The 14929-nt window shown below is 55.4% G+C and carries 13 protein-coding genes and 2 tRNA genes; 6 read left to right on the top strand and 9 right to left on the bottom strand.

Annotated features, from left to right (window positions below; translation table 11 throughout):
* The first annotated feature begins 95 nt into the window (after positions 1–95).
* The 5 genes from ACGS9J_RS10910 (at position 96) to ACGS9J_RS10930 (ending at position 3079) form a co-directional block, all read left to right on the top strand.
* A tRNA-Val gene (locus ACGS9J_RS10910) sits at positions 96–172 on the top strand.
* A gap of 20 nt (positions 173–192) precedes the next feature.
* A tRNA-Val gene (locus ACGS9J_RS10915) sits at positions 193–269 on the top strand.
* 143 nt (positions 270–412) lie between these two features.
* Positions 413–718 carry a cupin gene (locus tag ACGS9J_RS10920; protein ID WP_442230948.1) on the top strand — a complete coding sequence of 102 codons (306 nt, stop codon included), beginning with the start codon at positions 413–415 and terminating at the stop codon, positions 716–718.
* Positions 719–1121: 403 nt separating this feature from the next.
* The gene (gene pykF / locus ACGS9J_RS10925) at positions 1122–2534 is read left to right on the top strand and encodes a pyruvate kinase PykF (RefSeq protein ID WP_442230949.1); all 1413 of its coding nucleotides are present in this window, start codon (positions 1122–1124) and stop codon (positions 2532–2534) included.
* A gap of 308 nt (positions 2535–2842) precedes the next feature.
* A complete protein-coding gene (locus tag ACGS9J_RS10930) occupies positions 2843–3079 on the top strand; it encodes a major outer membrane lipoprotein (RefSeq protein ID WP_004943717.1) in 237 nt (78 codons plus the stop codon).
* Between the two features lie 144 nt (positions 3080–3223).
* Here the strand turns inward: ACGS9J_RS10930 and ACGS9J_RS10935 are convergent, their stop codons facing one another.
* From ACGS9J_RS10935 to sufA, 7 genes are all read right to left on the bottom strand, one after another.
* Positions 3224–4237 (bottom strand): L,D-transpeptidase family protein, encoded by a 1014-nt coding sequence (locus ACGS9J_RS10935; RefSeq protein WP_442230950.1) that lies wholly within the window; start codon positions 4235–4237, stop codon positions 3224–3226.
* Positions 4238–4529: 292 nt separating this feature from the next.
* Positions 4530–4943: a cysteine desulfuration protein SufE gene (sufE, locus tag ACGS9J_RS10940; RefSeq protein ID WP_442230951.1), complete on the bottom strand. Its 414-nt coding sequence runs from the start codon at positions 4941–4943 to the stop codon at positions 4530–4532.
* Positions 4944–5176: 233 nt separating this feature from the next.
* Positions 5177–6397: a cysteine desulfurase SufS gene (gene sufS / locus ACGS9J_RS10945; RefSeq protein ID WP_442230952.1), complete on the bottom strand. Its 1221-nt coding sequence runs from the start codon at positions 6395–6397 to the stop codon at positions 5177–5179.
* Positions 6394–7686 (bottom strand): Fe-S cluster assembly protein SufD, encoded by a 1293-nt coding sequence (gene sufD / locus ACGS9J_RS10950; RefSeq protein WP_442230953.1) that lies wholly within the window; start codon positions 7684–7686, stop codon positions 6394–6396. Before sufD ends, sufS begins: the two co-directional genes overlap by 4 nt.
* Positions 7661–8407: a Fe-S cluster assembly ATPase SufC gene (gene sufC, locus ACGS9J_RS10955; RefSeq protein WP_442230954.1), complete on the bottom strand. Its 747-nt coding sequence runs from the start codon at positions 8405–8407 to the stop codon at positions 7661–7663. Before sufC ends, sufD begins: the two co-directional genes overlap by 26 nt.
* A 42-nt stretch (positions 8408–8449) precedes the next feature.
* Entirely contained in the window at positions 8450–9946 is a 1497-nt protein-coding gene (gene sufB, locus ACGS9J_RS10960; RefSeq protein ID WP_442230955.1) for a Fe-S cluster assembly protein SufB, read from the bottom strand.
* A gap of 14 nt (positions 9947–9960) precedes the next feature.
* Entirely contained in the window at positions 9961–10332 is a 372-nt protein-coding gene (sufA, locus tag ACGS9J_RS10965) for a Fe-S cluster assembly scaffold SufA (protein WP_442230956.1), read from the bottom strand.
* Positions 10333–10889: 557 nt separating this feature from the next.
* On the opposite strand from sufA, the gene ACGS9J_RS10970 reads away from it, so the two are divergent.
* On the top strand, positions 10890–11294 hold the full coding sequence (locus ACGS9J_RS10970; protein ID WP_041415357.1) for a hypothetical protein: 405 nt from the start codon (positions 10890–10892) through the stop codon (positions 11292–11294).
* 53 nt (positions 11295–11347) lie between these two features.
* Here ACGS9J_RS10970 and menI read toward each other — a convergent pair whose 3' ends face one another.
* Together menI and ydiJ are read right to left on the bottom strand one after the other, a co-directional pair.
* On the bottom strand, positions 11348–11764 hold the full coding sequence (menI, locus tag ACGS9J_RS10975; protein WP_442230957.1) for a 1,4-dihydroxy-2-naphthoyl-CoA hydrolase: 417 nt from the start codon (positions 11762–11764) through the stop codon (positions 11348–11350).
* A complete protein-coding gene (ydiJ, locus tag ACGS9J_RS10980) occupies positions 11761–14817 on the bottom strand; it encodes a D-2-hydroxyglutarate dehydrogenase YdiJ (protein ID WP_442230958.1) in 3057 nt (1018 codons plus the stop codon). Before ydiJ ends, menI begins: the two co-directional genes overlap by 4 nt.
* Positions 14818–14929 lie beyond the last annotated feature (112 nt).

The following is a 14929-nucleotide window of genomic DNA, read 5'->3' on the forward strand; positions in this document are numbered from 1 at the left end:
GTCCGTAGCTCAGTTGGTTAGAGCACCACCTTGACATGGTGGGGGTCGGTGGTTCGAGTCCACTCGGACGCACCAAATTCCTAAAGCAGTACAGTGCGTCCGTAGCTCAGTTGGTTAGAGCACCACCTTGACATGGTGGGGGTCGGTGGTTCGAGTCCACTCGGACGCACCAAAATTCTAAAGCAGTGCAGTGCGTCCGTAGCTCAGTTGGTTAGAGCACCACCTTGACATGGTGGGGGTCGGTGGTTCGAGTCCACTCGGACGCACCAAATCATAATTTCCGCAGATTCACCCTATCGGCACCACGCTTCCCCTACTGTTAATCAGCCTGACGAACCCGTAAAACTTTGCTCCTGTCACCGCAAGCCGTATCAGGTATCATCAAGGCCAATACCCAATCAGGACAGATCCCATGCTGAAATTTACCGCAGAGACTGCGTTTGAAAAACTGGATACCGGCCTCTCCCGTCGACATGGGGTCATGAGCGACGGCAGCAAAGCGACGGAAGTGAAGTTCGACGCAGGAACCTTCGGCCAACTGCAAAAGCGCACTTACGCTCTGCAAACGCAGGTGGTTTCCGGTGAGTTTGAATTCACCGTAGGCAATGACATACAGTTGGTGGTAGCCGGTGAAACTGTCATCATCCCCGCTAATATCGCCAGCGGTTGCTTCTGCCTGACCGCCGGCACGCTGTTGGAAATCATCACGGCACGCTGAGCCGGCTAATGGTACGTTCACATTAAGGTTATTTGCGCAACAAACACCTGCTGTCGGTTTGCATTTGCGCCACATTTGCTGCTGATTTGACAGATCCGAGGGATAGCACCGGTTTTTTATTTTGTTTCCCGTCGCTTAGCCTTTATAATGCGCAACGTCTTTCAGTTGAATGGTTTCAGCCCTTGATCTGCGAAAACGCAATAACAACACATTTTCATCTCATCACGTTGCGCAGCATCCCCGCACTCTGGCGCGGGCTGAATTTTTCCGCCCCATTTCGACTCCGGTCACCTATCCTTAACTATGTTTTGCACCATCAGGCACGACTCAAATCCCTTATCAGTGGCTTGACCGCTGGTTTTATTCGTTTTTTTATCCATCACAACTTGTAGAAAACTCCGTCATGAAAAAGACCAAAATTGTTTGTACCATCGGTCCAAAAACCGAATCGGAAGAAATGCTGACCAACCTGCTGAACGCCGGCATGAACGTAATGCGTCTTAACTTCTCCCACGGCGATTACGCAGAGCACGGTAACCGCATCAAGAACATGCGCGCCGTGATGGCGAAAACCGGTCAGAACGCCGGCATCCTGTTGGATACCAAAGGCCCTGAAATCCGCACCATGAAACTGGAAGGCGGCAAAGATGCTTCGCTGGTTGCCGGCCAGACCTTTACCTTCACCACCGATCAGAGCGTTATCGGCAACAACGAACGCGTTGCGGTCACCTACGCCGGTTTTAGCGCTGACCTGAAAATCGGCAACACCGTATTGGTTGACGACGGCCTGATCGGCATGGAAGTCACCAACGTGACCGAACACGAAGTGATCTGTAAGGTGCTGAACAGCGGTGATCTGGGCGAAAACAAAGGCGTTAACCTGCCAGGTGTTTCCATCCAACTGCCGGCATTGGCTGAAAAAGACAAACGTGACCTGATCTTCGGCTGCGAACAGGGTGTGGACTTCGTTGCCGCTTCCTTTATCCGCAAGCGTTCCGACGTGCTGGAAATCCGCGAACACCTGAAAGCCCACGGCGGCGCGCAGATCCAGATTATCTCCAAGATCGAAAACCAGGAAGGCCTGAACAACTTCGACGAAATCCTCGAAGCTTCTGACGGCATCATGGTTGCTCGTGGCGATCTGGGCGTAGAAATCCCGGTAGAAGAAGTTATCTTCGCGCAGAAGATGATGATCGAAAAATGTAACCGTGCACGTAAAGTGGTGATCACCGCCACCCAAATGCTCGATTCCATGATCAAAAACCCGCGCCCTACCCGCGCAGAAGCCGGCGACGTTGCTAACGCCATTCTGGACGGTACCGACGCGGTTATGCTGTCAGGCGAGAGCGCCAAGGGCAAATATCCGCTCGAGGCCGTCACCATCATGGCGACCATCTGTGAGCGCACCGATCGCGTGATGCCAAGCCGTATCGACAGCCTGAATGACAACCGCAAGCTGCGCATCACCGAAGCCGTATGCCGTGGCGCCGTTGAAACCGCAGAAAAACTGGATGCTCCACTGATCGTGGTGGCCACCAGCGGCGGTAAATCAGCCAAGTCCGTACGTAAATACTTCCCTAACGCCGTGATCCTGGCGCTGACCACCAATGAAGTCACCGCTCACCAGCTGATCCTGAGCAAAGGCGTGATCCCGCAGATGGTCAAAGAAATCGCCTCTACCGACGACTTCTACCGCATCGGTAAAGAAGCGGCGCTGGCCAGCGGTTTGGCACAAAAAGGCGACGTTGTGGTGATGGTTTCCGGTGCTCTGGTACCGAGCGGCACAACCAATACTGCCTCGGTTCACGTGCTGTAATATAAAACGTGACATAATTATTTTGATGAAAACGCCGCTTTGCGGCGTTTTTTTTAGCACCAGTAAACTGTTTTCTCAAAAACGCAACCACCGATTGCTCATTATTTAGCTAATTGCAAATCGGAGTTGTCCCATGGAATCCGGCTGTTTTCCCTACATTTTTTAACTATTCTTCAAAAGAAGATGTAAGTTTGAGCGAACGATCAAAATAAAGCACTCCAATACAAAAAAATTATTCTCTTTCGAAAAAAGTTTGTGTAATACTTGTAACGCTACATGGAGATTAACTCAATCTAGAGGGTGTTATAATGAATCGTACTAAACTGGTACTGGGCGCGGTAATCCTGGGTTCCACTCTGCTGGCAGGCTGCTCTAGCAATGCTAAAATCGATCAACTGTCTTCTGACGTTCAGACTCTGAACGCTAAAGTTGACCAGCTGAGCAACGACGTGAACGCAATCCGTTCTGACGTTCAAGCAGCTAAAGACGACGCAGCACGTGCTAACCAGCGCCTGGACAACCAAGCTCACGCTTACAAAAAGTAAGATAGCTTCGGTTATTGAAAACGGCGCACATTGTGCGCCGTTTTTTTTGCCTGTCATTCCCGCTCATTTCCCCCTCCCGCCTCCAGGCGAAAAAAAAGGGCTCAGCAAGCTGAACCCCTCAGTATTGACCGTTATGGCGGCTTTTTAATTCACCGAACTGATAGGTGCGCTCTTGAATGGGCCCTTATTCGCCTCCTGCGAGGCTACAGGCGTTAAACTGACCTCAGAGGGGTTCTGCCCCACGTTAACCAACACCGGCATGCCAGAGCGGCGTACAACCGCACTGTCGAACACTGCCTGATCGGTCTGCGCATCACCGACAAAAGCTTTCTCGGCTTTAGTCAAGGTAATCGGCATGGTCTGCGGATCGTCGCTTTCGACTTTCGACAACGGCTGATGCACTTCTACATAGCGTTTGCCGTCCGGCTCAACGGAAATTTTCACCGGATCGTTAATCACCTGAACACGGGTACCGCGCGGCACCATATTGAACAGCGCTTCGATATCCGTTGGACGCAGACGGATACAGCCGGAGCTGACGCGCATGCCGATACCGAAGTTGGCGTTGGTGCCGTGGATCAGGTATTCACCGTGCCCCATGGCCAGACGCATGGCGAACAAGCCCATTGGGTTCTCCGGACCAGCCGGCACCACTCCTGGCAGTTTCACACCTTTCTCCAGGTAGCGCTTACGGATGTTGGCGGTCGGCGTCCAGGTCGGGTTGGGAATTTTTTGGCTGACGGAGGTCACCTGCAGCGGAGTGTGCATTCCCGTCTGGCCGATACCGATAGGATAAACGATGACCTTGTTCTCGCCTTTCGGGTAGTAATACAGGCGCAACTCGGCCAGGTTGACCACAATCCCCTCGCGCTTGGTGTCCGGCAGCAGCATTTGGGTCGGGATGGTTAATACCGAACCTGGCTTGGGCAAGAATGGGTCGGTGCCCGGGTTGGCTTCCAGCATGCCCAGCAGACCAATTTTATAGTCGGCGGCAATCGCCTCCAACGGACGCCCATCGTTCGGTACGGTATAAGTGGTGTTCTCGCCAATCAGACGGCTGTCCGGCGGCGGCAGCGGGTACTCGCTCGCACTGGCGGCTTGGGTGCCGGCCAGTACGGTGGCGAATAGCATGCCCATTAAACTCAACGCACGTTTCATTATCATCCCTATATGCTTATTACGGTTCGGCCACAAGGCTATCTGGCGCTTGGCGACGGGTAAATCAGACAAGACCTGATTAATACTAGCAACGCTGGCGTTAAAGGCAATAAGTCCTCTAAAAATCAACATGTTATAACGTAATCGCTTTGTCCATTTGTCAATATAACGTCAATGGGTAAGCTGCTGATATGTCACTGATTTGCGGGGTGAATGGCGGGGCCGGGTGGGGTTTGTAAAGACTCATTGACATAAGAAATACAAGCGGCGTATCAATGAGCCTTAAAGAATATCAGAGCTTGGCAGCCTGACTGCGGATCGCGCGGATCATCGCTTCCAGCCCCTGAGAACGCGAAGGCGTCAGGTGTTGGCTCAACGCCAGTTCGGCGAAAAACGGCCGTACGTCCAAGGCGACAATCTGCTGCGGCGTCATTTGGTGATAAAGAATAAACACCACGGCCAGCAGCCCTTTGACGATGGCCGCGTCGCTGTCGCCGTGAAACTCGACCTGCCCTTGTGCGTCAAGCTGCATCACAATCCACACCTGGCTCTGGCAACCGGAAATCAGATTGCTCGCCTGACGTTCGCTCTCGTCAAGCGCCGGCAGCTTCGCGCCCAGTTCAATTACATACAGGTACTTGTCTTCCCAGTTCAGGCAACGGGAAAAATTACGCACCAACTTATCTTTGTCCGGCAAGTTCGCCATGAGGTTCCTTTCAATAATTCAGGGGCCGGCATGCCGACCCACAGACTGCTGACAAAGCCGGTCATTAGGGAGAGCGTGCCGATGGGGTCGTAGCGGCTTGTCCGCCGGAGCGCCCCTCGGTGCGCTAGGCCCGGGTATCTCGGATTCAAAAGCAACTTTGCCATCAAAATCAGGGGCCGGCATGCCGACCCCATGTCACTGGCTACCGGCGTTCAGCCGCCCGGCAGTCTAGCCTATCCCAGCAGTTTTTGAATTCGCTGCAACCCGGCCACCAGCCGATCAACTTCTTCGCGCGTATTATATAACGCCAACGAAGCGCGGCACATGCTCGGCACATTATAAAACGCCATCAGCGGCATCGCGCAATGGTGTCCGGTACGAATAGCAATACCGTACTGATCCAGGAAGCTACCGACGTCATAGGCGTGGTGCTCACCCAGATTGAAGGCGATCACCCCAGCGCGATCCGCCGGGCCATAGATTTTCAGCGTCGGCACCTGCTGCAACGCTTCCAGCGCATAGTGCATCAGCGATTGCTCATAATCAGCAATCGCCTCCAGCCCCAGCGCATTCACATAGTCAATGGCCGCCCCCAGTCCCATCATACCGGCGGTATTGGGCGAACCGGCCTCAAAGCGCCACGGTGGCTCGGCATAGGTGGTACCGTGGGTCAGACTGACCTGCTGGATCATCGAACCGCCCCCTTCCCACGGCGGCATTTGCTGCAACAGCGCCTGACGGCCGTAGAGAATGCCGATGCCGGAAGGCCCATACAACTTGTGGCCGGAGAACACATAGAAATCGCAATCCAGCGCCTGCACGTCAACCCGTTGGTGCATTACCGCTTGCGCGCCGTCAATCAGCACCTTCAGACCGGCAGCCTTGGCCTGTGCCGTAATGGCTTGCACCGGGTTCACCGTGCCCAGCACGTTGGAAACCTGAGTCAGCGCCAGCAGCTTGGTGGAAGCATCGATCAACCCAGGCAACTGCGCCAGATCCAGCGTGCCGTCTTGCTGCAGCGGCCAGACTCGCAAAGTCAGCCCTCGTTCTTGCGCCAGCATCTGCCAGGGCACGATATTGGCATGGTGCTCCATCTCGGTGATGATGATGCTGTCACCGGGCTGCAGGAAATGGCGGCCGAAGCTGTTGGCCACCAGATTGATGCCTTCGGTGGTGCCTTTGACGAAGACAATCTCTTCCGCCGAGCCGGCATTGATAAACGCCGCCACCTTTTCACGCACCGCTTCCATTTCCTGAGTCGCTTCGGCGCTCATGGTATGGATGCCGCGATGCACCGCCGCATAACCGTGACGGTAGAAATCCAGTTCACGATCGATCACCGCCTGCGGCTTTTGCGCGCTGGCGGCACTGTCGAGATAAGCCAGCGGCCGGCCGTTGACTTCGCGTGCCAGGATCGGGAAATCGCTGCGCACCCGTTCAATCGGAAAACTCATGCTGCCTCCCCCGGCTCCGGCAGGCGCTGTGCAATGCGCGCCAGCACCGATTCGCGGATAGTCTCGTTGCCGATCCCCTCAGTCAGCTCAGCGGCAAAAGCAAAGATAATCATCTGCTGCGCCGAGTGCTTGTCGATGCCGCGCGATTGCAGATAAAACAGCTGCTCTTCATCGATGCGCCCGACGGTGGCACCGTGACTGCACTTCACGTCATCGGCATAAATTTCCAACTGCGGCTTGGTATCGACTTCCGCCACCTTGCCCAACAGCAGATTGTGGTTGGTCATCTGCCCATCGGTTTTAATCGCGTGCTTGGCCACTTTGATCATGCCGTTAAACACCGCTTTGGCACGATCGCTGACCACCACCTTGTGCAGTTGGCGGCTCTCGCAGTAACCCTTGTTGTGCTCCAGGTAAGTACGGGTATCGCACACCTCTTTGCCGACCGGCAGCACCAAACTGTTGATCACCAGATTGGACCCTTCACCATTGAGCTGCGCGCTGGTGTTATGCCGCGTCAATCCGGCGCCCAACAGGAAGCTGTCGCTTTTCACCTGCGCGTCGCGGCCAATCACCAAATCGTTATGGGCAAAGTGGTAACTCGGCTGGCTTTCAAACGCCAGTTTGCAGTGATGCAGTTGAGCATTGTCCGCCACATTGGCGGTCAGGCGTGCGCCGGTGAAATGCGAGCTGTCGTTCAGACTCACGTAATGCTCGATCACCTCCGCCTGCGCACTGCGCCCAATCTCAAGGTGATGACGGTGATGCACGGTATTCACTTCGCCTTCAGCACCGCGCCCACTGCTGATATGCAACAGGTATAAAGGGCGAGCCGCGCTTTTGCCGGCCGCCACGCGGATAATGCTGGTTTCCTGCGCCAGGCTTTCGGTCAGGTGCAGAAAAATCTCTGGCTGAACGGGCTCAGGCAACGCCTGTGGCGTCCCATAGGAGGCAACGTCGAACTGGTAATCGCCCAGATCGCCATCGCTCAACGCCGAACTGAAACGCCCGTCGATAAACACCAACCGATAAGCGTCGATGGCCAACGCCAGCGCATCCACCTGCGCGGTGGTGATCTGCTCTACCGGTGGCTCCAGAAACTGTTGTTCCAGCAGGCCTTCCAGCGGAGTGTATTTCCAATTCTCATGCTTGCGGGTCGGCCAGCCCAGGCGCAAAGCCTGTTGCCAATGCGCCAGCGCATGTGCCGAATGCTCGCCGCCGCGCTCTTCGAACAGGCTGTAAAGCTGCTGCAGCGCGCGGGAATTATTGTTCGTCGGTAAGCCAGCCATAGCCCTGCTCCTCCAACTGTTTCACCAGGGAGAAATCGCCGGATTTGACGATGCGCCCCTGAGAAAGAACATGGACGTAATCCGGCTTGATGTAATCCAGAATACGCTGGTAATGCGTGACGATAATGAACGAACGCTTGCCGTCCCGCAGCGAATTAACGCCATTGGCGACGATCTTCAGCGCATCGATATCCAACCCGGAGTCGGTTTCATCCAGAATGCACAGATCCGGCTCCAGCGCCGCCATCTGCAGAATATCATTACGTTTTTTCTCACCGCCGGAGAAGCCGACGTTAACCGAACGGGTCAGCAGATCGGCCGGCATGCTCAGCAGTTCAATTTTCTCTTCGATAAAATCAGCGAAATCGAAGCGATCGAGCGCCTCCTGCTGGCGGTATTTGCGCACCGCATTCACCGAGGTCTGCAGGAAGAAATGGTTACTGACGCCGGGGATCTCCACCGGATACTGGAACGCCAAAAACACGCCTTCGCCGGCACGATCTTCCGGATCCAGCTCGAGCAGGTCCTTACCTTTGAAGGTCACCTCGCCCGCGGTCACTTCATATTCTTCGCGCCCTGCCAGGGTCGCCGAAAGCGTACTTTTGCCCGAGCCGTTCGGCCCCATGATGGCATGCACTTCGCCGGGTTTGATCTCCAGGTCCAGACCCTTGAGGATCTCATTGCCTTCCGCGCTGACTTTTAAATTCTTGATACTTAACATGCTGTGTCCTTAGGTCGCGCTTTCGCGCTGTCAATCCGGCGATTAGCCCACGCTGTGTTCCAGGCTGATGGCCAATAACTTCTGTGCCTCGACGGCGAACTCCAGCGGCAGCTCAGAGAACACGTCCTTGCAGAATCCGTTGACGATCATCGAAATGGCATTGTCTTCGCTGATGCCGCGCTGCAGGCAATAGAACAGTTGGTCATCGCCAATTTTTGAGGTGGTGGCTTCGTGTTCCAACTGCGCACTGTTGTTGCGGGCCTCAACGTAGGGGAAAGTGTGAGCGCCGCTGTCCGGCCCGATCAGCATCGAGTCGCACTGGGTGAAGTTACGCGCGTTTTCCGCCCCCGGCAGGATCTTCACCAGGCCGCGGTAGGTATTCTCGCTGTGCCCGGCAGAAATGCCCTTGGCGATGATGGTCGAACGGGTGTTCTTGCCGATGTGGATCATCTTGGTACCGGTGTCCGCCTGCTGATGGCCGCTGGTCAGCGCCACCGAGAAGAACTCACCGATAGAGTTGTCGCCCTGCAGGATCACGCTCGGGTATTTCCAGGTGATCGCCGAGCCGGTTTCCGACTGGGTCCAGGACATTTTCGATCCTGCGCCTTCACACAACGCACGCTTGGTCACAAAGTTCAGGATCCCGCCCTTGCTGTCGCCGCCGGAGAACCAGTTCTGCACCGTCGAGTATTTCACTTCGGCGTCTTTGTGCAGGATCACTTCCACCACCGCCGCGTGCAGCTGGTAGCTGTCGCGTACCGGGGCGGAACAGCCCTCGATATAGCTGACATAACTGCCTTCATCGGCAATCAGGATGGTGCGTTCGAACTGGCCGGTTTTGGCGGCGTTGATACGGAAATAGGTCGACAGTTCCATCGGACAACGCACGCCCTTCGGCACATAAACAAAGGTCCCGTCGGAGGCTACCGCAGCGTTCAACGCGGCGAAGAAGTTGTCGTTGGACGGCACTACGCGACCAAGGTATTTGCGCACCAGATCCGGGTATTCCTGGATCGCCTCGCCGAACGAGCAGAAAATCACCCCGCTCTCGGCCAACTTTTCGCGGTAGGTCGTGGAGACCGATACCGAGTCAAAGATCGCGTCCACCGCCACTTCACTGCCTTCACGCACCGGCACGCCGAGCTGGTTAAACGCCAGTTCAACCTCGCTGGTCAGGTAGCTGTTGTCCGTGGCCGCGCCGGGTTGCTGTTCGGCACCGGGCTGCGAGCCGCAGGCGTCATCACAGCTGCCGCAGGAGGGGGCAGAGTAATAGCTGTAGTCCTGGTAATTGAGCCGGTCGTAGTTGGCTTTCAGCCAATGCGGCTCTTCCATTTGTAGCCAGGCACGGTAAGCCTCCAGGCGGAATTCCAGCATCCACTCGGGTTCATTACGCTTGGCCGAGATGGCGCGCACCACGTCTTCGTTGATGCCCGTCGCTAATTCATCGGTGGCCAGTTGGGTAAAAAAGCCTTCTTTGTAGCGACCTTCGCTGACCCAAGCCTGCACTTCATTAGGCATTTCTACATTGCTTCGTGTCATGTTGATTGCATCGCTCAAACGCCAAAACTCTCGCCGCACCCGCAGGCATGCTGAGCTTTAGGGTTATTAAATTTGAATATCTGATTCAGCCCTTCACGGACGAAATCCACCGTGGTGCCATCGATAAACGGCATGGCTTTCAACGGCACATACAGTTTGGCGCCATCGCGCTCAAACAGCAGGTCGTCGTCAGCAGGCTCACGGGTGAGATCCAGCACATAGGCAAACCCGGCGCAGCCTGACTGCTTCACCCCGAGTTGCAGCCCCTTCACCTGCGGATCCTGCTGCATTAATTTAGTAATTTGTTGTACGGCGTCATCACTGAGCAAAATGCCTTGCCAGACATTTTCGTCCAGAGAAAAGGTGCCGACATTTTCCGTTTGCATATGGCCTACCTCACACTCGTGTTTTTCCACAGCCAATCTGGGTTGCTTCTATGTTAGTGATAACAATTATCACTTCAACCGTTTGTTTTGCGGGGGTATCCGCCAAAAACCCGGATTTTCGCTTCGATATGCGGCAAGCGCGCGGGACAGTCAGCGAAGCCATCGCTGCAGGTCGGTAAGGAGATCAAATTATCCCTATGAATTTACAGCACATCCTGTACCACCTTCGCGTTTGCCCATTGGCTCGAACGCTTTACAGGGCCGGGTTTTTACTCTTGCTTTAAACATTCATAGAAAATACCTATTTCTGAATTTTGTCTGTCTTAAAAATGCGTTTATCGACAATAAGGCACATTTCTCGTCCTTTCGATCATCGACACAGGCCAATAACTCTGGCGCTCTATAAGTAAAGTTTAGTCGTTACTGACCATATTGGGTTGCCGCACGCCGATTGCATCCCCTCTGCCGCGATAAAACTTTCAACAGAAGGATTGATCGCAAACGCGCCAGTAAATATGATAATGATTATCATTCAATTACAAATTGAGCGCGGGCAAATGAATATCTCGATGAATGCGTGGCTGCTGGGCAAAATTGATGACTATAAGTTCAGCGTGCGCGACGCCACGGTAGATTTCTATATGGCGGAAGCGTCGCTCAAGCGGCCGGAATGCAATATCAACCACCTGAAACGCTACAACAACGTCAGCCTCAACATGGCCAATCTGTGCCTGGAAAACGGCGACGATGAAAGCTATCTGCACGCGTTGAGCAAGCTGCATAACCGGCTGATCGTGGAAATCAACAATCCGCAGCGCTGCCAGCTGTTTCGGGTGCAGAGCTACCATTTTGCCCGTCATACCCTGACCCTGATCTGTCAGAAATATGCGATGGAAGGCACCTGGGAGAAGGCCAATGCCTTCCAGAAGGATTTCGTCAAGCGGGTGCCGTTTCAGCTGTAACCCCGCTGAGCGGCAAGAAACCCGCAGGCCGGGATGCCTGCGGGGGAAGAAATTTAGTCGATCACCGCGGTGGTCAACCGTGAAGTGCAGCACAGGCGATCGCGCGAATCGAAAATTTCGATCTGCCACACCTGATGCCGACGGCCAACGTGCAGCGCGCGACAGACGCCGCGCACCTGCCCTTCAAACACCGCCCGCAGATGGTTGGCGTTGATTTCCAACCCCACCACTTTTTGCTCGCCTTCACTGCACAGGTAACCGGCCATCGATCCCATCGACTCCGCCAGCACCACCGAAGCCCCGCCATGCAGCAGGCCAAACGGCTGCCGGGTACGCTGATCCACCGGCATGGTCGCCTCGAGGTAATCTTCCTCCAGTCGGGTAAACTGGATCCCCACATGGCTGACCATACATCCTTCACCGGACTGGTTTAATTGGTCCAGCGTCGTTTCTCGTTTCCACAGTTTCACGCAATCATCTCCAGAAGTGCCTGTAATGGGTGCCGTACACCGTTACCCTCAATGCGTTTGACCTGGCTGCGGCAGGAATAACCGGTCGCCAGACAACGTTGCCGTGGCAGACGTTGCAATGCCTGGTGCCATGATAACTCATAAATGCCGAGCGAATTCTGCAGGTTCTTCACTTCGTGACCGTAAGTGCCAGCCATGCCACAGCAGCCCACGCTGACATTTTCCAACCTGGCGCCAAAGCGCGCAAAGATCGACGTCCAATGCTGGCCACTGGCCGGCAAGGCTGTGGTTTCGGTGCAATGACCAAACAGATACCAGGCTTCACCGGTTGCCGGCTGTTCAGCCCGCTCGGCCAGCAGTTGCTGCAACCATTCGTGCACCAACTGCACCTGGAAATCACCACGGGTTTCGCCCAGGATCTCGTTGTATTCGTCGCGATAACAGAGTACCAACGCCGGATCGACCCCCACCAGCGGCATACCCAGTTTTGCCACCCGATTGAGGAAATCTGCGGTCTTGCGCGCGGTGTGGGCAAAACGTGTCAGGAACCCTTTGATATGCTGAGCCTTGCCATTCGGTGAGAACGGCAGCAGTACCGGCCGATAGCCGAGTTTTTCCACCAGCCGAACAAAATCCGCCACCACTTTGGCATCGTAATAGCTGGTAAAGGGATCCTGCACGATCAGCACGTACTGTTCGCGTTGTTCGGCGTTCAGCGCTTCGAGCTGTTCCAGCGTCATGGTCATGGCGCCATGGCCGGAAAGTTGCTGACGCAGCGTCGGGCTCGACAGCATCGGCAAATCCACCATGCCGATAGTATTGCGGCTCAGTTCACGCACCCAGGGCTGTCGGAAGAAGAAATTGAACACCTTCGGCGCTTTCGCCATCAGCGGCGTATAGCTCTCTACCCCGGCGACCATATAGTCACGTGCCGGCCGCAGATAACGGGTGTGATAAAGCTGCAGGAAGCGGGAACGGAAGCCCGGTACGTCAATCTTGATCGGGCACTGGGTGGAACAGGCTTTACAGGCCAGGCAGCCGGACATCGCCTCTTTCACCTCGTGCGAGAAATCATATTCGCCTTTTCCGGCGTACCAGCTGTTGCGGGTTTTTTCGATTAGCGTTCGGAAGCTGAGCCGCTGCTGCGGCAACTGTTTTTCCAATACCAAGGGATCGACACCCTGCTCGGACAGCAGGCGTAACCATTCGCGCACCAACGCCGCCCGGCCTTTTGGCGAATGAATGCGACTGCCGGTGATTTTCATCGACGGGCACATAGGGCTGCGCACGTCAAAATTGAAGCACAACCCGTTGCCGTTACACTCCATGGCACCGCGGAACGAAGTGCGCACCTCGATTGGAATACGGCGGTCGAGCGTACCGCGCTTGGCGGCATCCACTTTCATCATCGGCGCATCGACGCCCAACGGCGAACAGATTTTACCGGGGTTGAGCCGGTTGTTCGGATCGAACGCGGCCTTGATGCGACGCAGCTCCAGATACAGCTGGTCACCGAAAAACGCCGGGCTGTATTCGGCGCGGAAGCCTTTGCCATGTTCGCCCCACAGTAACCCGCCATATTTGGCGGTCAACGCCACCACCTGGTCGGAGAGCTGCTTCATCAGCACTTCCTGCTGGGGATCGCACATATCGAGCGCGGGGCGCACATGCAACACACCGGCATCAACGTGGCCAAACATGCCGTAACTGAGGTTATGGCTGTCCAGCAACTGGCGGAACTCGACGATGTAATCGGCCAGGTGCTGCGGCGGCACGCAGGTGTCTTCGGCAAAGGGGATCGGTTTGGCGCGCCCTTTGGCGTTGCCCAATAACCCGACGGCCTTTTTGCGCATGTTGTAAATTCGTTCGATGCCGACCAGATCGCCGCAAATTTGATAGCCGATCACGCCGCCCTGCTTCCCGACGATCAACTCGTCCAACCGCAGGCACAGGCTCTCCATCTGCTGGTCGATCAGCTCCTTGTCATCGCCGGCAAATTCGACGATGTTCAGGCCGAGCATCTCTTTATCCGGCACGTTGGTGATCAGTTCGCTCACCGAATGCCAGACGATATCCTCACGCGCCAGGTTCAAGACTTTAGAGTCGATGGTTTCTACCGACAGCGCCTTGGCTTCCACCATAAAGGGCGCGTTGCGCAGCGCAGAATCAAAGGAGTCATATTTCACGTTGACCAAGCGGCGTACCTTCGGCAGCGGCGTAATGTCCAGCCGCGCTTCGGTGATAAACGCCAACGTCCCCTCGGCGCCGGTCAAGATCCGCGTCAAATCGAAGGTTTGCAGATCATCGCTGAACACGTGGCGCAGGTCGTAGCCGGTCAGGAAGCGGTTAAGCTTGGGGAATTTTTCCAGGATCAGCGCACGTTGGTCACGGCAACTGTTGAGCACCGTCCGGTAAATGCGGCCTTCAAGGGTATCCTCGCAGGCAATCGTTTCCGCCAACGGCGTCGGCATGGCGCGGGTGTCTATCATGTCCCCGCCCAGCAATACCGCCCGCAGGCCCAAGACGTGATCGGAAGTTTTGCCGTACACCAGCGACCCCTGCCCGGAAGCGTCGGTATTGATCATGCCCCCCAGGGTGGCGCGGTTACTGGTGGACAGCTCCGGCGAGAAGAAATAGCCGAAGGGCCGCAGATACTGGTTAAGCTGATCCTTGATGACCCCGGCTTCGACCTTCACCCAACCCTGCTCGACGTTGATTTCAAGAATGCGGTTCATGTGGCGTGACATATCCACCACGATGCCGCAGTTGAGCGACTGTCCATTGGTGCCGGTGCCGCCACCGCGCGGGCTGAAGGTCAGCGCGCTGAAGCGCTCCTCTGCCGCCAGGCGCGCAATCAGCGCCACATCTGCGGTTGAACGGGGAAACACCACCGCGTCGGGCAACAACTGATAGATACTGTTGTCGGTCGCCATCGTCAACCGGTCGGCGTAGCTGGTGGCGATATCGCCATTAAATCCGTTTTGCTTTAACGCTTCCAAAAAGTCGAGCACCCGTTGAACGAGGCCGGGTGCCTGAGAAATCTGTGGGATCATTCGCTTTTTGACCCTGTCTGTCTGTTTTTTATGCGCTTATGCACGCTGAATCAGGCCTTTATTCAGACCCACCCTACTTTTTATTAGGCATAAAAACTAACATACTCGTTTA

The organism is Serratia quinivorans, from assembly GCF_052113645.1.
Lineage (GTDB): Bacteria > Pseudomonadota > Gammaproteobacteria > Enterobacterales > Enterobacteriaceae > Serratia > Serratia quinivorans_B.